Source organism: Rhodococcus sp. P4_B6 (assembly GCF_056402215.1).
This window is the reverse complement of sequence record NZ_JBFUHV010000163.1, coordinates 1-19,689: the sequence shown is the minus strand read 5'-3', so window position 1 is coordinate 19,689 and position 19,689 is coordinate 1. Positions and strand designations below refer to the sequence as shown.

The window sequence follows — 19,689 nt, the reverse complement described above, 5'->3', positions numbered from 1 at the left end:
GCGTTGGAGACCCTCAATTTCGCCGGCGCGGACTACACAGAGGCCCGACAAGCCTTCCGCGAGGGCCGGCCGGCCCAATTCCCCTCCGCCCGCCGCGATAACCACTCCGTCTTTGATTCCCCGGCGACGCAAGAAGTTGCTAGGTGAAGCATGTCAGGACTTGAGACCCGACAGGCCGCTGGGTTCACCACTGTAGACCGCGCGGGCGTCCTGGTCGTCACCGTGGACCGGCCGCCGGCAAACGCACTGAACCGATCTGCCATTCACAGTCTCGCGGCGCTGTTTGCCGAACTCGGCGAGATGCGTGAAGCGCCGCCGGTCGTCCTCACAGGTCAGGGAGAACGATTCTTCTGTGCCGGAGGCGACATAAGAGAGCTCGAGGGAGCCGCCCAAGAAGAGCTGGACGCCCGGATGCGGGAGTTTCATGCGCTACTCGTGGCCATGGACCGATACCCGCGACCGGTGATCGGCGCGATCAATGGTTACTGTGTGGGCGGTGGCATGGAGATTGCCCTGTTCGCCGACACCGTGTTGGCCGTCCAAGGTGCGCGATTCGGTTTCCCAGAGATCAATCATGGCCTCCTACCGGCCGATAAGGGCATTCAGCGCGCCACCCGACTACTCGGAGCACGCGCAGCGAGGAAACTGCTCTTGTCGGGGGACTTATTTGATGTCGAGCGCGCACTGGAGATCGGCCTCGTCGATGTTCTCGCGGACCCCGCAGAGCTTGTCGATGCGGCAGTCGCATCCGCGAGACTCGCCGGGGCAAAGGCACCAGTGCTCTACGGCGCTTTGAAACGCAGCCTGAACGATCCAGACGACGCCCGCGACGGTACCTCTCTGCAGCGCACACTTGGGTCTGCCGCCGAATACTTCGACGACCCCGTTGCCCGAGGATTGCGAGATAGCTGGAACGGCAGACGATCTCGAGGAGGAAAGGGATGAAGGTGGAATCGTGTTAGCCGTCGTTGTTGCAGGCTTTGTCAGCGGCGCGGTTCTGCTGCTCGCGACAGTGGGCTTTGAACTCGTGCGCCGGGTGGAGGGCTTCCTCAATATCGCGCTTCCCCAGCTCATTGTGCTCAGCGGGTTCAGTGCGTACGGATTCAACGTGCTGCTTGGGCTGCACTGGATAGTCTCCTGTCTCGCGGCGATCGCGGTCACGTCGGTGGCGGGCGTCGTATCGGCTCGGCTGATCTTTTGGCCGATGCGCGGACGTCCGCACTATATCCCGATGATCGCGTCCGTCGGTCTCGCATTCTTCATTCACGCAATGATCGAGGTATTCACGGGGTACGGCGTAAAGACGCTCAACGTCCCTCTGCAAGAGACCTTCCGCATCGGTGGGATTGCAGTGGCCGGAATTGATCAGGTCGCGGTAGTCATCATTGCCGCCCTGGTGGTTGTGGCATTGCATTTTTGGCTGTCGAAGTCCTACAGCGGACGGGCGTTGCGCGCGATGGCCAACAATCAGGCGCTGGCTCAAATTCGCGGCGTCAACACCTCCTATCTGCAATACCTCACCTGGGCGGTGGCGAGTGCGCTGGCTGCGCTGGCGGGAACGCTCATCGCCTTCACCGCACGCATTTACCCCGAGCTTGGCTGGGATCAGGTGCTGATCATTTCCGCCGCCGCAATCATCGGCGGACTCGGCAGTATCTACGGCGTGATGCTTGCGGCCGTCCTCGTTGGTCTCACGTCAAGTCTCGCGACCCTCGTCATCCCGTCCGAATACACCCAGATGGTTGTGTTCGCGGTCATCGCCTTGGTCGTGTTCATCCGGCCTGAGGGCCTCTTCAGCGGTCCGAAGGAGCGTGTCGCATGAGCACTCTGCTGATTCTTGGCGGACTGATCACCCTTATGGGGATCTACGCCGTCGCAGCCCTAGCGCTGAACCTTCAGTTCGGTGTCGGCGGGATGGTGAACTTCGGTGTGGCGGCGTTCTTCGGTGTCGGCGCCTACGCCTACGCACTCGCTGTCATGCCGGCTCCATCCGGCTCCTACACATATATTCTCGGGCTTGGCTTGCCGTGGTGGGCGGGCGCAATCATCGGTGGTCTTGTATCAGCTCTACTCGCGTTCGTTGTGGGAAGCGGCCTACTGAGGGTCGGTGGTGAGTACCTCGCTGTTGTCTCGCTCGCGCTTGCCGAGGTGATCCGCCAGCTGTTCATCAACCAACCGGCGATCGCTAATGGGGCGCGCGGACTGCTGAACGCGCCGGTGCCCAGTCTCGACATCATCCCGGGCCGAGCGCAGGCGTTGTTCGTCGCCGCGGCCGTTGTGGTTGTTCTCGGAATCAGCTACCTGCTCTTCCGGCGTGTGACGCGATCGGCTTTCGGTCGAAGCCTGCGCGCCATAAACCAGAACGAAGCAGTCGCTCGCTCGCTCGGTGTGAACGTCTACGCGGTCAAGCTCAAGGCTTTCGTCTTTGCCGCGTTCTTCATGGGTCTGGCCGGGGTCATGTACGTGTGGTATCTGTCGATCCTTACTCCGACATTCTTCAACGTGAATATCACCTTCACGGTCTTCATTGCTCTGATTATCGGCGGGACAGGCAGCAATGCCGGCGCGGTGCTTGGTGCGGTCGTCCTGTTGGGTCTGCGCGAAGGCCTCACATACATCCAGGTGGACTTCATTACGCCGGAGCTGTTGGCCAGTCTTCAGGACGCACTGCAGGGTTTGGTCCTCATTGTGATACTCCTGTTCTGGCCGGGTGGTCTCTTCCGGCCGCGGCTGGCCGTCTACCCGCCACCCCGCTCCGCCTCCGTGGCGCCTGCTGTGCTGGCCACTTCTGCGGCGGGTGGTCGCTGATGACTACACCGAATCCCTTGCTCGAAGTGAAGGGCGTTGTGAAGAGCTTTGGTCAGCTCCGGGCGCTCGACGGTGTCGACATGGTAGTGGGCCGAGGCAAGGTTACTGGTCTCATCGGGCCAAACGGGTCCGGCAAAACGACGCTGTTCAACGCGGTGTCCGGTTTCCTCGAGCCTGATGCGGGGACGGTCCTGTTCGACGGTCGCGTCGTGACAGGGGCACCGACGCATCAACTTGCCCGGATGGGTCTCAAGCGCACATTTCAGAACACCGCCGACTTCACCGACATGTCGGTCGTGCAGAATCTGCTCACCTCTGTGCGCACAGTGCCAGGCGAGCGCCTGTCACGGCTCTTCACGTCTCCGCGGCAGATTTCGGTGAGTGAGCGCAGCTTGGTCGACCGTGCATGGATATTGCTTGATCGCTTGGGATTGACGGAACTGGCGAATGCCCGCGCGGGAGATCTGTCGATCGGCCAGGGGCGCCTGCTCCAGATTGCCAGACTGCTCATGGAGCCGCCGTCGCTGTTGATGCTCGATGAGCCTTCCTCGGGGCTCAACCCCGACGATCAGCACCGCCTATCGACGACAGTGCGTCAGCTGCGCGACGTCGAGGGTGTAACGGTGCTCGTCATCGAGCACAACATGTCGTTCATGAACGCGATTTCCGATGCACTGTACGTAATGCACGACGGCCATGTCATCGCAAGCGGCCCACCGGCGGAAGTCATCCGCGACCCCCTAGTTATCGAAACCTATTTGGGAGTGCGCAGTGCCACTGCTTGATGTCGAGAACCTAACCAGCGGGTACGGTCGAAATAACATCATCCGTGGCATATCTTTTGCTGCTGATGAAGGATCGATCACAGCCATCATTGGTCCTAATGGCGCCGGCAAGACAACCCTCGTGCAGACCATCGCCGGGGTCGTCGATGCGCGCGGCGGGAGCGTCAAGCTTGGTGGAGAGCCACTCGATGGGATGCCCGCCCGCGAGCGAGCTCGCCGCGGCCTCGGATATACGCCTCAGCTGCGCAACGTCTTTGGCGCACTATCCGTCGAGGACAATCTGGAAGTTGTCACGCGCGCGATGCGGCTGCCTCATGACCGCGTGGATGAGGTTTTCGAGCTGTTCCCGATCCTCGCCGAGCGCCGGAAGCAGCGATCTGGGACGCTTTCAGGCGGGCAACGCCAGCAGCTCGCCATCGCCTCCTCGTTGCTCATGCGGCCGAGGCTGTTGATCCTCGACGAACCCACCACCGGGCTAGCGCCACAGATTGTCGATTCACTCATCGAGCAGATCTGCGTTATCGAGCGCAGCGGGACTGGCGTCTTATGGGTGATCGAAGAGCATCCCAGCCAAATCCTGCCGCTGTGCGGACGCGTATTTCTCATGGAATCCGGCCAGATTCATCACGAGGCGAACGGGCCGCAACTGCTCGCGGATCCGGGCTTCGCCGAGATGTTTTTGGGTGCCCGAATTCCACAGGCGTGAGCGCCACGCATGGTTTTACGCGATCGCAGATAGAGAATACCGGTTTGACTCTCCTTGCTTCTACCAAGAAGTGTCTACCGCCCTCCCCGAAGCAATAGTCCCACAGGAGATTTTGAGGATGAAAGTACTAAGAGCAACAGCAGGTAAGGTGTCAGTCGCGTGCGTCGTCATGGCGACCGGGGCAGTGCTCACAAGTTGTGGCGACGGTGGAGGGGCGTCCGGCGGAACCACGGTGATCGGTGTGGCCGCGCCGCTATCGGGTGAAGCCGCCATTTTCGGCGGGCCCGTCGATTCGATCACCCGAGCAGTAGTGAACCATGTCAACAAACGCGGCGGCATCAACGGGACTACACTCGAGGTTGTGAGCGAGGACGAGAAGTTCAACGCCGAGGATGGAGTCCGCGCCGTCACCAAGCTCATCAATAAAGATGACGCGCAATTCATCTTGGGTCCGACGTCATCGACATTCATGGCGACGCTCAGCCAGGCAGAACGCAGCGAGGTTGCCATCGCATCTCCGTATGCCGGCATCGTCGAGTACGACGACCAGGCCAACCCCTACACCTTCCGTACCATTGGCCCGGACACTTTCGATGGCCTGGCGGTTGCAAAAAACATCTGGGACAACGGTTTCAAGACTCTATCGATACTCTACGAAAACTCTGACTCAGCACGAAGCACATCGAGCTGGTTGGAGGACTACTACACACGGCTCGGCGGCAAGGTCGTGGCGAAAGTCGCATTCAACGGGGGACAGAGCTCCTATCTGCCGGAGGTTCGCAGTGCCTTTGAACCCCAACCCGATATGGTGTTTCTCGCCGGCTCCGTCGAGCCTGCTGTACCGATCGTGCGCGAGTGGGCGCGGTCAGGGATTCCTGGCAAATGGTCCTTTATCGCCGAGCTGACCTTCCCCGTGCTACTCGACGAGGTCGGTGCCCAATACCTCGAAGGCGCGTACGGGCAGTCCGCGTTCGCAGCAGACTCGCCGTCCGTCTCGGGGATGCGCGATATGCTGATCGAGGAGTACGGCCAGGAGCAAGGCATGGCCATCGCTCAGCAGCCCACGGCGGCCATGGCATACGATGCGATCGTTTCGGGACTCTTGGCGATGGCGGCCGGTGGCGAGGCTACAGGCACGGCGATTGCCGAGAATCTTCACAACGTGACTGATTCCGGTGGCGCGCCGGTGTTCTCCCTGGATGAGGGCCTGGATCTCCTGGCCAGAGATGAGAAGATCGACTATCACGGTGCCAGCGGCCCCGTCGACTTCAACTCGACGAACACGGCCGCACCCGACTACGGCGTATATCAGGTGGTCGATGGGAAGTGGCAGGTAGTCAAGCGCTACACGGGCACCGAGATCAATGATCTGGCTGAGGAATTGCAGTGACCGTGGGGACGGAGATGAAGAACATGGTTTCAAAGAGTTCGCCTGAAGGCGGCAGGAACGGGGTACCCGTGCTGCGCAGCGTGTCGGGATTCGAAGCCGTGGATCGCACCTTCGCTCAGATGCTGTGCGACCGCGCCGAGCGCGAACCGGATACGGTCGCATTCTGCAGTTGGGTGGACGGCGATGCCCGCCCGACCAGCTGGAGCGAGTACCTGGAGGAAGTGCGGGAGACCACCCTGGGCCTCCATGATCTCGGGGTGGCGCCGGGCGACCGGGTGGCCATCATGTCTTCTACCCGCCGGGAGTGGGTCGTGGCGGCACTCGCCATCCTGAGTGTCGGCGGCGTTCCCGTCGGCGTGTATCCAACCAGCTCGGTCCCCGAGGTTGAGTACGCGCTCGAAAGCAGCGGCGCAACTGCTATTTTCGCCGAGGGCACATCTGACATCGCCAAGGTCCGCGCGGTCGCTGCCGGACTGCCACATTTGCGTGCAACTATCGGGTTCGATGCCGAGCCAGCGGACCTGCCGGAAACGGTCAAAACCGTACATTGGGACTACTTACGCGCCGTCGGAAGCGCACGGGCTGTGGCTGAGCCGGAACTGTTCACGCTTCTTGTCGAAGCGGGCGACATAGACCAGCTGGCCGCGCTGTTTTACACGTCTGGATCCACCGGCGCGCCAAAGGGCGTGAGACACACGCACCGCACTCTCCAGTACTCCGTACTTGGTTTCGCAATGTCCTACCCCGAGATCGGGACGACCCGGCACGATCTCGTTGGATTCCTCGGACTATCACACGTCGCGCCGGCTCTAGTCGGCGTCTTCGCGCCGATAATGACGCGACTCGTCATCACGTACTGCACAATGGATCAGCGAGTTGAAGCGCTCATCGGGGTGCGGCCAACTGCCGTCCTATGGCCGCCGAGGATGCATGAGAAGCTCGCCAGCGAAGTGCTGCAGACGCTTGCCGAGTCCGGCAGAGCCTTCCGCCTCGGATACTCGATTGCCATGAAGGTCGCCCGCAAGGTCAGTGATCTACGCTGGCGTGGGCGTCAGGTGCCAAGGTACCTCGAAGCGCTCTACGGATTGTGCATGAAATGCGTCTTCCTACCACTGCGGGCGAAGGTCGGCATGGACCGCATCAAGGTCAGTTGGACAGCCTCCGGAAGCATGACCCCCGACGTCGCCGCGCTCTGGCATATGTGGGGTCTCGATCTTCGCGAGCTTTTCGGTACAACAGAAACGTGTGGCTCCGTGATCGCCCAATGGGACCGGGCCTTTCCGGCGCCAGGAACCATCGGAAAGGCCATGCCCGATCCCCGGTGGGTTGTCCGTGTATCCCACGAAGGCGAGCTGCAGGTGCGCAGCCCATGTCTCTTCGACGGCTACTGGCACAATCCGGAAGCCACAGCCTCGGCTCTGGAGGACGGGTGGTATCGCACAGGCGATCTTGTCGAGCTGAGCTCCGATGGCGAGGTGACGATCATCGGGCGAATGAAGGATGTCCTCAAGACCAGCGGCGGCAAGAGCGTCAGCCCGCAGCCGATAGAGGTACGGCTCAAAGCGAGTCCGCTCATCGACGAGGCGATCGTCGTAGGCGAAGGCCGGAAATACCTCACGGTACTGCTCAGCGTCAGCGACGAGACGCAGGCAATGACTCCACACGAACGCGATGCTGCTCTGACCCGATGGATCGACGAGGTCAACTCCGAACTCGCCCGTCCACTGCAATTGAAGAAGTTCCGGATTCTGCCGCGGGCGCTGTCAGCAGCAGCGGGCGAGCTGACGGCCAAAGCCACCATCCGGCGCTCCAACATCCTCGCCTCCTTCACCGATCTCGTCGACGACATGTACGACGTCGGCGAGCAGGACGAGATTGCCCGCCAGGCTCGATTTGCCAGGACGGATCGCAAGTAGGTGCCACTATGAACGAACTTCGGATCGAATACATGACGAGTGCCGAAATCGGTGACGCAATCGCAGACGGGGCACGCACAGCGATCCTGCCCCTCGGTGCAGTCGAACAACACGGCCGGCATCTACCGCTATCAATGGACGCCGACCACGCCGACGAGCTTGCCGTGCGGGTCGCGAACGACCTCGGCGGTGCGCTCGTCCTGCCGACCGTTCGTGTCGGATACTCGCCACATCATCTCGGATACCCCGGCACACTGTCTCTCCGGGCGTCGACTCTCGAGGCGATCTGCGAAGACTACGGCGCCCACCTGGCCGCGTCCGGTTTCGAGCGGATTGTCCTGTTCTCGGGCCACATCGGCAACTACCCGGTCATGCGCGACTTCGAGTTGCGTCTGGCGGACAAATTGGCACCACTGTCGGTCATCGTCTTCACCGACAGTGAAGCGATTCTGGACGCCTGGCGCTGGGCCGCCGAGGACATGGCCTCCCTGGGCGGCAACGTCGGTGGGCACGCCGACGTCGCAGAAACCTCTGTGATGCTCGCACTTCACCCGGACAAGGTTCGCGTCGAGCGCTTTGCCCGCGGATACTCGGGCATGGTTGACAAGGGACTCCTCGATCGCGCCTTCCGTGAGGGCATCAGTTCGATATCGCCAAACGGTGTCCTGGGAGACCCTGCGGGCGCGTCGCCATCCATCGGGGCGGCATGCCTCGATGCCGTCACCTCCCTCATCGTCCAGCATGCGCGTGCCCGGGGTGCCTGACATGCACGACATGGGAGCAACCCTTACGCGATCCTCCGACGCCGATAAGTCCGCTCGATACAATCGTCCCCACACAACGAAGGGGACATTCAACCCGACTTCGTACCGGTCGTCGCCGGATCGCCTCCACCACTCGGAGGGCGACCTCCGTGAGCGATGCAGTGTGTTCAACGAGCAGATCAATTCACCACTCAGCCAAGGCGGTACGCCATGATGACTTTCGATCCAGTAAAGACAGGTGACTCGGAACGGGATACCACCAGGCTCCGCCGACTGTACGGGCAGTACCCGACTGGCGTCGCGGCAGTGTGCGCGCTCCAGGAGGGACGACCGGTGGGAATCGTAGCTACTTCGTTCACACCAGTGTCCATGGACCCGGCGTTGGTGTCGATCTGCGTGCAGCACACTTCGACGACGTGGCCGTCTCTGTCGAAGGACGGCCATCTGGGTATCTCGGTCCTGGCATCGACGCACGAAGCAGCGAGTCGCCAGATCGCGGCCAAGAACACCGATCGGTTCGCCGGGATCTCCTGGTTTGCAGGCGAATCCACTGCAGTATTCCTAGCCGACGCCGCAGCATGGCTCGATTGCAGGATCTCAACGTCGATCCCCGCAGGGGACCACGATGTTGTACTTCTGGAGGTCAACAGCTCCGCGGTTAATGAGACAGCGAAACCCCTTGTCTTTCATGACAGCCGTTTTCGCACCCTCGTGATCGGTGAGGAGTCGTGATGACCGACGTCTGTGATCCGAAACAAAGAATCCAATCCGCGACAAACGCGTTGACCACCGGAGCGCCGGTACTGATCGTCAGCGGGGCTGACGATCAGGAAGTCGCCGATGTGCTGATTCCCGCCGCCCTCGCCAGCCCACGGTGGACCGCATGGGCAGTTCGATACACCTCCGGACTGTTGTGTGCGGCGATGCGCTCGACCCGGGCAGACGACCTGGAACTGCCCGCAATGGTGCGGGGCAACGGCTCCAGCGCAACAACTCCGGCCTTCGGTATAGGTGTGGACGCCGCTGCCGGCGTCGGAACCGGTATCAGTGCGACCGACCGGTCGCGGACCGCTCGGGTGCTCGCCAGCCCGCAGACCCGCCCAGTGGATCTGACGCGRCCGGGACACGTCCTGCCGTTGAGAACAGCTCCACGCGGAGTGATCGAGCACCGAAACAGTGCGGAAGCGGCGGTCGACCTGTGCGAAATCGCCGGACTTCCGCCAGTAGCGCTGACGGCCACGTTGCTGAGTGACGATGGAACCCTGCTGCAGGGCACCGAACTCGCGGTATTCGCCCGGGTCCAGCGTGTTCCAGTGGTGCAGCTCCAGGATGTGGTGCACTACCGCCTACATCACGGTGACGGCCACGTTGGGCGGGTTCGCCAGACTGCTACACGGATTGTGGACGTTCCAGACAGGTCCATGCGCGTAGTCGACTTCGACGACGAACTGACCGGTGCCCACCACACGGCCTTCATCGGTTCAACAACGCCTGCGGCAGCTCCGACGGTGTACATCGTCTTCGAATGTTCGCACCGCGATCCGCTCGTATCCGACTGCGGGTGCCGACATGAGTTCGAGACCCGTCGAGCCCACATCGCCGCAGAATGCGGGATCATCGTCTACTTGCGGTCGAACCCGCGGCCCGCCCACCAGTACACGGTTCAGGGACACGAACTGGCACAGGGATCCATCACTTCCATCCTCACCCACCTTGGGTTCACCAAGGTCATGGTGTGCGGATGGCCGGGTGGTCAGAACCCGACGTCGGCCTGCGCGCTCGACCTGACGCCGACTGTCCGCAATCCGGGCTACAAGACCGCCGCGTCGCTCTGACTGCCTCGAACCGCGGCAGGGGGACGAAAGCTGTGGGCGCGAATTTAACGCCGCAGCCAGAACTCCACTTCCCCTCGAGGCATCGACGTAGTCGCCGCCGCAAACTCGCAACAAGCACCCGACTCGCCCAGCGCTTCGTATGAGGCGCTGCTTCACCTGGRGGATCCGTGACCGGTCTCGACATTCCATTGACACCCATTCGCTTCCTCGAACGTGCAGTCGAGGTCATGCCGGACAAGATCGCAATCATCGACGGCGAGCGCCGATGGACCTACCGTGAATTCGGCGCCGCAGTACAGGCCCTCGCGAAGGCACTCCGAGCTTCCGGTATTACGGATGGCGAACGGGTCGCGTATCTGGCCACCAACTCCGCCGAGCTGCTCATCGCCCATTACGCCGTCCCCCTCGCGCGCGGTGTACTCGTCGCGATCAACACACGCTTGTCAGCGGCGGAGATCGAGTACATCTGCGGGCATGCTGGTGTGCACCTGCTCTTCGGTGAGATCGAGCTACTGAAGCCGCTGCTCGACGCCGGACTAGATTTCGCGACCGTCGGCGCGTGGATCGAACTACCTACGGTGGAAGGTCTTTTCACCGCACCTAACGAACTTGACAGCTATGACTCGCTGCTGACTCGCGGCCACGGCGATGATCTACGCTGGGAGATAGACGACGAGAACCGAACGATAGCAATCAACTACACCTCCGGCACCACGGGCCGCCCTAAAGGAGTCATGTACTCCCATCGCGGCGCCTACCTCAACTCGCTCGGCGGAATCCTACACTCAGGCTTTGGTAAGACCACCAAGTATCTGTGGACTCTGCCGATGTTCCATTGCAACGGATGGTGCACGACCTGGGCGGTCACTGCCGCGCTCGGTACACACGTCTGCTACCGGGCGGTGCGCGCCGACAGCATGTGGTCGCTGATCGACGAGCACCAGATTTCACACCTCAACGGAGCACCGACAGTTCTGACCCTCCTGGCCAACGCTGAGCAGGCCCACCTCCTCACAACACCGTTGACCATCAGCAACGGAGGTGCGCCACCCAGCCCCACCATCATCGCCAGGATCCGCGCTCTGGGCGCATCGATAGTGCACATCTACGGCCTCACTGAAACCTACGGACCCTACTCCGTCTGTGAACCCAAGCCCGAGTGGGACGAGCTGGATGTCGAGGACCACGCGAAACTCACGGCGCGCCAAGGTGTCGGCACGATCACTGCCGAGCGGCTGCGGGTTGTGCGTCCCGGGCTTTCACCGGCGGGCGAGTTGACCGACGTGGCCGCAGACGGCACAGAGATGGGCGAGATCGTCATGCGCGGAAATACCGTGATGAAAGGCTATTACGACGACGAGGACGGTACGCGGAAAGCAACCGAGGGTGGCTGGTTCCACTCAGGCGACCTGGGCGTCATGCATCCAGACGGATACGTGCAACTTCTCGACCGTGCGAAGGACGTCGTGATCTCCGGGGGAGAGAATATTTCGACGATCGAGGTAGAGCAAGCTATTCTGTCGCATCCGGCGATACTCGAAGCCGCCGTCGTGGGGGCACCTGATGACAAGTGGGGCGAACGACCAAAAGCGTTCGTGATGACTGCCAGTGGAGCGCACATCGACGAGGCCGAGGTCATCGCACACGTGAAATCGCGTATCGCGTCATACAAGGCACCACGATCGGTCGAGTTCGTCGACGATCTTCCCAGAACTTCAACCGGAAAGATCCGCAAGAACGAACTGCGTGAGGCGGAGTGGAGTTCACTGCATAACATGATCAACGGCTGAGATCTTTCGAGCTGTTGCACGGTCGGTGGGGCGCCCGGCACCGCGTGGGACATAGTTTGCTCGCGGCATCTGCCTTGATCACGCCGCCACCTTGGAGAACAGCTCTCTCGGCTTCGCCGATCATGCTGGCTGCGGCGCGGATCTGTTCGGGCGACGGCGCGTCAGGTGGTCGATAGCCAGGCAGGTGCTTCTCTGGTGGCCACGAGAGCGTGGCTGCAGCCTGCAAAACGTCTTTCGCGATGTCGACGAGTGCCGCCCCGGGCGTCCGCTGGAGGCGATGTGGAAGGCATCGGCGAGGGTGCGTGGGACGTCGGCCGGGTCGGTGATCAGGAAGTTGCGCTTGGTGATTGGCATGGTGATGCCGCGGATGTCAGCTTCTTGGAAGGCATCGGTGCCGATGGGGTCGCGGGAGACCTGGCCGGTGATCGCGACGCGGGGAACAGAGTGCATCTGTGCGTCGGCGAGCCTGGGTCACGAGACTGGTGACGCCGGGGCCGGAGCTGGCCATGCAGACGCCGACGTTGCCGGTGGCCTGCACATATCCTGTGGCGGCATGGCCGTCGGCTTGCTCGTGCCGGACAAGAATGTGTCGGATGTGGGTCGATTCGAGCAGCGGGCCGTATATCCGCAGAATGGCTCCCCAGGGATGCCGAACACGCAGTCGACACCGAGTTCTTCGAGCCAGCGCACCATTGACTGAGCTCCGCTGCCACTTTCCGGGGAGCGTTGGGTGAGGCGGTGTGTTCTATGTTGGGCTGGCGGACGGGCCAGGGCGCTCACGGGAACCCTCTGTGGCAATCGAAAGTGCTGGGAACGACTCGGCGAGGCGGTAATCCGGAGTGTGACGTCGCTGCCTGTCGCGCATCCTGGAGATCTGAGGATGGTGTCGACTCATGTCGGGGAACGCGAAACGAGCATTCAGCATCAACCAAGGCGGATCGCAATCGATCCGTGACTGCTTCAGCAGACTGCTTGCGACAGAGACTTTTCCGCGTCCGTCGGTGAGAACTTTGAATACGCCGCCGCGGTCACGTCCGTCGACGAGCTGTGCCAGCGGAGAGTTCAGCCGGTAAGCGAGCTGGGGCATCACGAGTGCGGTGGTGGTCTGCTCGACCCCGTCGATGTCGAGGATCCGTCCCGCAATGCGGTAGAAGTCGTCGGCGTCGCGGGCGACGACGTGGATGAGAACGTCTGTGACACCGCTGCGTCCGTGCACCTCGATCGCCTTGGGGATGCGGTCCATCGACTCCGCGATGGGCGTCAGCTTCCACTGCGTGACACCGGTCAGGATGAACGCGGTCAGCGGGTATCCGAGGGCGACCGGGTCGATTCGGCGTTCGAACGGGTGAAGCACACCCTGATTTTCGAGCTTGCTGAGCCGGGCCTGCACGGTGTTTTGGGACAGGCTGGTCATGTCGGCCAACGCGATGACGCCCGCGAATCCTCGGTCTGTGTCTTGAGGATCTTGGCGTCGATTGAGTCGACAGTGCTCCCGGTGGGCATATTGCCAACCTCCAACTGCCCTTGTGTGGGTGATGATTCGCAGAATGCGCAAGTTCTGCGAGCGGTATTGCCGAAAAGCGTATGCGGATGGTGGACTGTCTCTAGTTCTGCATCCGGAACGCATCTCGCGATGGGTAGCTCGAAACGCTGTCATCGACAGGACCGGCCTCATCCAAGTCCGGCTGCCTTTGCCACATGATTTGCCTCGCTCACAACCTGAGCATGCTGATCAACGTTGGCGCCAGGATCTCACAGCAAGGACGGACATGATGAACGGCACTCGCACGATTGATCTGCACTCCCCTTCCGAACAGTCACCGACCCCTGAGGTGCTCCGCGAGATCGAACGCCGGGTGCTCTGGTTGTCGACCGCGATGATCCACCACGCCAACCGGGTTCGCCCGAATCCGACAGGATTGAAGGTCGGTGGGCATCAGGCGTCGTGCGCGTCGATGGTCTCGATCATGACGTCGTTGTGGTTCGAGCAGCTCCGGCCGGGTGACCGGGTGTCGGTCAAACCCCATGCCTCGCCGGTGCTGCACGGCATCAACTACCTGCTCGGTGAGCTGGGCGAGAAGTATCTGACGACGCTGCGGGAGTTCGGTGGCCTCCAGTCGTACCCGAGCCGGTTGAAAGATCCTGATCCGGTGGACTATTCGACCGGGTCGGTCGGGATCGGCGCGACGGCCCCGATCTGGGGTGCCGTCGCCCGCCGCTACGTGAACACCCAGATCGGTTCTGCGGGCACGGGTCGCCAGTACTCGCTCGTCGGTGACGCCGAGTTGGACGAGGGCGCGGTGTGGGAGGCGATCCTCGACACGTCCGTGTCCGAACTCGGGGAGATCGTGTGGATCGTCGACCTGAACCGGCAGTCCCTGGACCGGGTGGTGCCGAACATCGCCGCGGGCCGGCTCGAGGCCATGTTCTCCGCCGCCGGCTGGCAGGTCATCACCGTGAAATTCGGGACCCTGCTCGAATCGCTGTTCACCCGGCCCGGCGGAACAGAGCTGCGGACCCGGATCCTGGACATGCCCAACCCCGAATACCAGCGGCTGCTGCGGTGCGACGCCGAGCAGGTGCGGGACCGGCTGCCCGGCGACGGCCCCGACACCGCCGCGATCGGATCGTTGATCGCCGGCCTCGACGACGACACCCTCCTCGCGGCCATCCGCAACCTCGGTGGCCACGACCTCGACGCCCTCCGAGCGGCCTACGGGCAGATCGACGACACCCGCCCGACAGTGATCATCGCCTACACCATCAAGGGCCGCGGCCTGCCCACCCAGGGGCACCCGCAGAACCACTCGTCGCTGCTGACCGTCGAGCAGTACGAACAGCTCGCCGCCGAACTCGGCATGGACCCTGGCAACCCGTGGGCACGATTCGCCCAGAACAGCACGGCGGGCCGCGTCTGCGATGCGGTTTCCCAGTGGTTGCAGCGCGACCCTGTAGAGCTGGTAACCCCGCCCGCGGTCCCGACGGACATCGGCCGCACCCCGTCGGGGACGTCCACGACGCAGGCCGCACTGGGTCGCGCGTTGCTGGATCTGTCCCGCCAGGCCCCGGAGGCGGCGAAACGGGTGGTCACGGTCAGCCCCGACGTCTCCTCGACCACGAACCTGGCGGGGTGGCTGAACAAGGTGGGGGTGTGGTCGCCGCACGAGCGCCGCAACTGGTTCGACGACGACGCCGAGACGATCATGCACTGGCGGGAAAAGCCCACCGGCCAGCACATGGAACTCGGCATCGCCGAGACCAACCTGGTCGGGTTGATGGGTGAGCTCGGTTCCACCTGGAGCCGGTGGGGGCAGCCGCTGTTCCCGATCGGGGTGATGTACGACCCGTTCGTCGAACGGGCCCTCGAACCCTGGTCCTACGGCATCTACGCGGGTGGGCAGTCGATCCTGGTCGGCACCCCGTCCGGGGTGACCCTCGCCGCGGAGGGAGGGGCGCATCAGTCGATCAAGACCCCGTCGATCGGCCTCGAGCAGCCCGGCTGCGTCAGCTACGAGCCCGCCTTCGCGATCGACGTCGAGTGGACGCTCCTCGACAGCATCTCCCGCCTCGGCCGCCCGGACGGCTCCTCGTCGTACCTGCGGCTCTCGACCCGCCCGCTGGATCAGACCCTGGCCGCGGTGCCGTCAGATCCGGCGGCGCGGGAACGCCGCCGCCGTCAGGTCGTCGCCGGCGCGTACACCCTCCGGCACAGCGACAACCCGGCGGTCACCCTGGTCGGGATGGGCGCCATGATCACCGAAACCCTCTCCGCCGCGGACCGGTTGGCCGAGCAGGGGATTGCCGCCGACGTCGTGTGCGTGACCAGTCCCGGTCTGTTGTTCGAGGCGGTGCAGGCCCGCCGCGGACTCGCCGACGGCCCGTCGTGGATCCTCGACCAGGTGTTCCCCGCCGGCCGGGCCACACCGATGGTGACCGTCCTCGACGGCCACCCGCACACCCTCGCGTTCCTGACCGGCATCAACCACGTCCCCGGCGCGGCACTCGGTGTCAGCAAATTCGGGCAGGTCGGTTCCCTCGACGACGTCTACCGCTACCACGGCATCGACACCGATGCCGTCGTCCGCACCGCGCTCGACCTCGTCGACTAACCCAGGAAGACCCAGAATGACCACGACACAGACAGGCACCACAGTGGTGCTGCCGTCGCTCGGTGAGAACGTCACCGAAGCCACGATCACCCGCTGGCTCAAAACCCCAGGCGACCACATCGAGCAGGATGAACCATTGCTCGAGGTGTCCACTGACAAGGTCGACACCGAGGTCCCCTCGCCTGCCGCAGGCACCCTCCTCGAGATCATCGCCACGGAAGACGCTGTCGTCGAGGTCGGCGCCGCCCTCGCCGTCCTCAGCGCACAAGGCAGTGATACCCAGGACACGCCGGCACCCGCTGCCGAGGCAACTCCCGCGCCTGCACCGACAGCCGCCACTCCTGCTCCGGCACGTGCACCTGTATCGAACCCGACTACCCCGGAGGCTGCGGCACTGTCAGCCGCGGGCGACCGGGTGGAAAAGCTGCCCCGGATTCGGCGAACCATCGCACAGCGGATGCTCGAATCTCTGCAGATATCAGCGCAATTGACCACCGTCCTCGAGGTCGACGTCACCGAAATCTCCCGGCTGCGCAACCGGGAGAAGGAAGACTTCCACCGCCGGACCGGGGTGAAGCTGTCGTTCCTGCCGTTCTTCGTCGCCGCCGCGGTCGACGCGCTCGCCGAGCATCCGGTGATCAACTCCTCGCTCGACGCTGACTGCACCGAGGTGACCTACCACGGGGCAGTGCACCTCGGGATGGCCGTCGACAGCGACAAGGGGCTGATGGTGCCCGTCATCCGCGACGCCGATACGTTGCCTATCCCGGAACTCGCCCGGGCTGTCGCCGACTCCGCCGCCAGTGTGCGGACCGGAACGATCCGCCCCGACGACCTCTCCGGTGGCACGTTCACCATCACCAACACCGGCAGCCGCGGGGCACTGTTCGACACCCCGATCATCAACCAACCCCAATCCGCCATCCTGGGAATCGGAGCCGTCGTCGAACGCCTCGTCCCCACCCGCGGCGACGGCGGCGCGCTCCAGATCAACGTGAAGTCGATGGCATACCTGTCACTGTCCTACGACCACCGCATCGTCGACGGCGCCGACGCCGCCCGCTACCTCGCCACCGTCCGGCAGCGTCTGGAAGACGGATTCGACCCCTCGGACCTGCAGTGAACGGGCCAGCACACATCCGAGGCTCTGTGCCCGGACACGGCACCCGAGACGATCACCGTCTCGTCGAATTCGCCCTACGGTGGGCCCCAATAGTTGCAGTAAACRACCACACCCTCCCCGACTTCGACGAGTACATCTTGCCGGAGTTCGGACTGCAGCCAACGATGTACTACCGCAGACTCCTCACACTCCTACTGACACCCCCGTGCCCACGCTTGGACCCACCGGACCGGCAACGCATCATCGCACTCTGCCAGCACAAGTTGGACGCCTCGAGACCAGTAATCCCCGATTAAGCAGAGCGAGTATCAATTCTCGCTGCCGACAACCCCAAATGGGACACATCGCGGAAAACAAGGGTTGGCACGTGGTCGACTAGGACCCTCGGCACGAATCTCTGCTCGGCACCATTTTCATCACCAAGCAGGCCCCGTCCTGCATGCAAAAAAAGAAACGATCATGTCCGAACAACCGAAATTGAATAGCCGTTCGGAAAGTCCCGGACGGAACACTCCCAGCCGAAACCACACGTCCATGTCCGTAGATTCCGTCTCCGACCAGCGGAGGGCCTACCGCCGCCAGCGCCGCCGCGCACGAATGTCCGAGGAACTGYGCCGAGCGCGACACCGTGGGCTACCAAGCGAAAGCATTGATCTCATACGTTTCGCACAGGCATGGGCACCCTATGGAAAGGTACCCACGGAAGAGATCTTTGTCCGATACGGCATGACAGCGGCGCGATACTTCGAGGTTCTTGCCGAAGTCATCTCGGTGCCTGATTGCGACCCCCAGATCGCCACCACTCTCCGAACCATCTACTTCTCACAACGCCCATAACGGGCCGACGGGATGAGACCGGACTGTCTAGATAACCGTTGAACTGGATCTGAGCGACACGCCTGGGACTGTCACCTGAATTGGCGGCGTGCGCGGTCGGGATGGTTGACAGACGATGGCGGTCTCGCCGCCCAGGCGACGCTCGGGCTAGCGAGCGTCTCGACGGCAACGTTCGCTGACCTCGCGTGCCTGGCTCAACTCTGCACCGGCGGCGACTTCGCCGAACTCCGCCCACCTCGTCGACGAGAATCACCAATCGACAGCCAAAGTGTTCCCCATCGCCGACCTCACCGACCTCGACCAATCTGGTCCCCGCCGCCATACGAAGCGCCGAACACATCAACCGCCCAGACACTCAGTCGAACCACCGATTCTTACCTGGAAAACGCAATTCTGCAGACAAAAGACGACCGATACCGGAAGGTCCGCGACCGCCGATGTTGCTGCACTCAAACTGGTTAGGTAGGCGAGCCGGTTGCTGAGTGGTACCAGTCGATCACCTTCTGCCTCCGTCCCAGTCGTGGTGTCGGCCGACCGGGCGCTGGTTCGCCCAAGACCCGCAGTTTGCGAACAAGCTGCATGCGTACACTGCGTCGCACGACAAGCCGCGCACTGTGTCCGAAAAGCCAGTGATCGTGGGTGCGACGCAGACCGGAAATTGGCCTAGCCAGTGCTCCGCCCAGAAGGAACAGAAGTGCCAGCCCGAGGAGAATCTGCCAAAGAACTGTCTGCTCGCCCAGCGCTACTGATAGCACAGACAACGCACCGGTCAGATACACGAATGCGCCCACCATCACATATTGCGCCATCGAGAAGAAGTCCTTCACAACGAACGATCGAGCCGTTCCGACGACGATGACGAAGGCACAGACTGTCAGTGCCAGAGCCGCGAGACACGCAGCGATGCATTCGATCATCGAGATATCGAAGAGTCTGCCGTTCTCACCCCTGACGAAGAGAACAGCGATCACCGGAATTGCTAGCAACACCGCCGAAATACCATTGTCTCTCACAACGCGGATGATGATCCTATTTTCGTTGCTGCCGAGGACATTCCACCGGTCCAGCACGCGCCCCAGGCGGGCAGCATCGGCCCTGACTCCGGCACGATATATCTGCCACTCCAGGTTCGTGCCGTCGTTCAATCCCTCGGCAGTATGCACCGAGATCATGACGATTAGCGCCACCGCGATCAGACCCGACGAGAGTCGTGGAACATCGAATTCAGCTGCCGAATAGGACAATACTAGTCCGATTCCCACAAAGATCGCACCCTGCCCGACCGCGACAGCCGCTCGAGCCATCGCCTGGGCATGGGCGTACACACGCGGATCCGACCGACCGGTTGCATGCCACCCCCAAACGATGATGTTGATCGCGACCACCAGCCCACCGAGGACACCCAGGATCGCTGCCGCGTCCCCGAAATTGATGGTGATACCGACGCGCCACGGTTGGGAACTCCCACCCCACGTCGCCTCCCAACTCACGAACGCCAGCACCCCACACACGACTAGTAGCGTGTCGCTGCTAAGTGTTGGGATATAGGTGGCGGAGTTTGATGCGGGCGTCGTCGGTGGTGAAGTGCCACTGGACCTGGCGTTGATCGGCGTTGGTCTGTCGTTG

The 19,689-nt window shown here is 62.7% G+C and carries 15 protein-coding genes and 1 pseudogene; 13 read left to right on the top strand and 3 right to left on the bottom strand.

The annotated features are described in order from the left end of the window. Nucleotides 1-150 precede the first annotated feature (150 nt). The 11 genes from AC1DWT_RS41000 (at nucleotide 151) to AC1DWT_RS40950 (ending at nucleotide 11,994) form a co-directional block, all read left to right on the top strand. Nucleotides 151-945 carry an enoyl-CoA hydratase/isomerase family protein gene (locus tag AC1DWT_RS41000; protein ID WP_477925041.1) on the top strand — a complete coding sequence of 265 codons (795 nt, stop codon included), beginning with the start codon at nucleotides 151-153 and terminating at the stop codon, nucleotides 943-945. 10 nt (nucleotides 946-955) lie between these two features. Continuing rightward, on the top strand, nucleotides 956-1,822 hold the full coding sequence (locus tag AC1DWT_RS40995; protein WP_065491475.1) for a branched-chain amino acid ABC transporter permease: 867 nt from the start codon (nucleotides 956-958) through the stop codon (nucleotides 1,820-1,822). Continuing rightward, entirely contained in the window at nucleotides 1,819-2,808 is a 990-nt protein-coding gene (locus AC1DWT_RS40990) for a branched-chain amino acid ABC transporter permease (RefSeq protein WP_206016746.1), read from the top strand. The genes AC1DWT_RS40995 and AC1DWT_RS40990 overlap by 4 nt, the downstream gene beginning before the upstream one ends. Then, nucleotides 2,808-3,593, top strand: a complete 786-nt coding sequence (locus AC1DWT_RS40985) for an ABC transporter ATP-binding protein (protein ID WP_206016745.1) — start codon at nucleotides 2,808-2,810, stop codon at nucleotides 3,591-3,593. The genes AC1DWT_RS40990 and AC1DWT_RS40985 overlap by 1 nt, the downstream gene beginning before the upstream one ends. Then, nucleotides 3,580-4,299, top strand: a complete 720-nt coding sequence (locus tag AC1DWT_RS40980; RefSeq protein ID WP_206016744.1) for an ABC transporter ATP-binding protein — start codon at nucleotides 3,580-3,582, stop codon at nucleotides 4,297-4,299. The genes AC1DWT_RS40985 and AC1DWT_RS40980 overlap by 14 nt, the downstream gene beginning before the upstream one ends. A 232-nt stretch (nucleotides 4,300-4,531) precedes the next feature. Next, nucleotides 4,532-5,689, top strand: coding sequence for an ABC transporter substrate-binding protein (locus AC1DWT_RS40975; RefSeq protein ID WP_206016743.1), 1,158 nt, complete (start codon nucleotides 4,532-4,534; stop codon nucleotides 5,687-5,689). Beyond that, the gene (locus AC1DWT_RS40970) at nucleotides 5,686-7,605 is read left to right on the top strand and encodes an AMP-dependent synthetase/ligase (protein WP_477925037.1); all 1,920 of its coding nucleotides are present in this window, start codon (nucleotides 5,686-5,688) and stop codon (nucleotides 7,603-7,605) included. Before AC1DWT_RS40975 ends, AC1DWT_RS40970 begins: the two co-directional genes overlap by 4 nt. Nucleotides 7,606-7,613: 8 nt before the next feature. Beyond that, nucleotides 7,614-8,369, top strand: a complete 756-nt coding sequence (locus tag AC1DWT_RS40965) for a creatininase family protein (protein ID WP_206016742.1) — start codon at nucleotides 7,614-7,616, stop codon at nucleotides 8,367-8,369. 210 nt (nucleotides 8,370-8,579) lie between these two features. Beyond that, a complete protein-coding gene (locus AC1DWT_RS40960) occupies nucleotides 8,580-9,101 on the top strand; it encodes a flavin reductase family protein (protein ID WP_164061883.1) in 522 nt (173 codons plus the stop codon). Next, nucleotides 9,101-10,204, top strand: coding sequence for a 3,4-dihydroxy-2-butanone-4-phosphate synthase (locus AC1DWT_RS40955; protein WP_477925034.1), 1,104 nt, complete (start codon nucleotides 9,101-9,103; stop codon nucleotides 10,202-10,204). The genes AC1DWT_RS40960 and AC1DWT_RS40955 overlap by 1 nt, the downstream gene beginning before the upstream one ends. A 167-nt stretch (nucleotides 10,205-10,371) precedes the next feature. After that, nucleotides 10,372-11,994, top strand: coding sequence for an AMP-binding protein (locus AC1DWT_RS40950; RefSeq protein WP_477925032.1), 1,623 nt, complete (start codon nucleotides 10,372-10,374; stop codon nucleotides 11,992-11,994). Between the two features lie 52 nt (nucleotides 11,995-12,046). Here the strand turns inward: AC1DWT_RS40950 and AC1DWT_RS40945 are convergent. Both AC1DWT_RS40945 and AC1DWT_RS40940 read right to left on the bottom strand, forming a co-directional pair. After that, nucleotides 12,047-12,687: pseudogene (locus AC1DWT_RS40945) on the bottom strand (thiamine pyrophosphate-binding protein); the annotation flags it as partial. A gap of 52 nt (nucleotides 12,688-12,739) precedes the next feature. Further along, nucleotides 12,740-13,408, bottom strand: a complete 669-nt coding sequence (locus AC1DWT_RS40940) for an Lrp/AsnC family transcriptional regulator (RefSeq protein WP_477925030.1) — start codon at nucleotides 13,406-13,408, stop codon at nucleotides 12,740-12,742. A 358-nt stretch (nucleotides 13,409-13,766) separates the two neighbouring features. Between AC1DWT_RS40940 and AC1DWT_RS40935 the strand changes: the two genes are divergently transcribed. Further along, nucleotides 13,767-16,103 (top strand): transketolase-like TK C-terminal-containing protein, encoded by a 2,337-nt coding sequence (locus AC1DWT_RS40935; protein ID WP_477925043.1) that lies wholly within the window; start codon nucleotides 13,767-13,769, stop codon nucleotides 16,101-16,103. A 16-nt stretch (nucleotides 16,104-16,119) separates the two neighbouring features. Further along, nucleotides 16,120-17,226, top strand: coding sequence for a 2-oxo acid dehydrogenase subunit E2 (locus tag AC1DWT_RS40930; protein ID WP_477925028.1), 1,107 nt, complete (start codon nucleotides 16,120-16,122; stop codon nucleotides 17,224-17,226). 1,295 nt (nucleotides 17,227-18,521) lie between these two features. On the opposite strand, the gene AC1DWT_RS40925 is transcribed toward AC1DWT_RS40930, so the two are convergent. Next, entirely contained in the window at nucleotides 18,522-19,574 is a 1,053-nt protein-coding gene (locus tag AC1DWT_RS40925) for a hypothetical protein (protein ID WP_477925027.1), read from the bottom strand. Nucleotides 19,575-19,689 lie beyond the last annotated feature (115 nt).

Excerpts from the sequence above, each read along its gene's own strand:
- AC1DWT_RS41000 (WP_477925041.1), top strand. The coding sequence starts at position 151 with ATGTCAGGACTTGAGACCCGACAGGCCGCTGGGTTCACCACTGTAGAC.
- AC1DWT_RS40990 (WP_206016746.1), top strand. The coding sequence starts at position 1,819 with ATGAGCACTCTGCTGATTCTTGGCGGACTGATCACCCTTATGGGGATC.
- AC1DWT_RS40985 (WP_206016745.1), top strand. The coding sequence starts at position 2,808 with ATGACTACACCGAATCCCTTGCTCGAAGTGAAGGGCGTTGTGAAGAGC.
- AC1DWT_RS40965 (WP_206016742.1), top strand. The coding sequence starts at position 7,614 with ATGAACGAACTTCGGATCGAATACATGACGAGTGCCGAAATCGGTGAC.
- AC1DWT_RS40960 (WP_164061883.1), top strand. The coding sequence starts at position 8,580 with ATGATGACTTTCGATCCAGTAAAGACAGGTGACTCGGAACGGGATACC.
- AC1DWT_RS40940 (WP_477925030.1), bottom strand. The coding sequence starts at position 13,408 with ATGACCAGCCTGTCCCAAAACACCGTGCAGGCCCGGCTCAGCAAGCTC.
- AC1DWT_RS40935 (WP_477925043.1), top strand. The coding sequence starts at position 13,767 with ATGAACGGCACTCGCACGATTGATCTGCACTCCCCTTCCGAACAGTCA.
- AC1DWT_RS40930 (WP_477925028.1), top strand. The coding sequence starts at position 16,120 with ATGACCACGACACAGACAGGCACCACAGTGGTGCTGCCGTCGCTCGGT.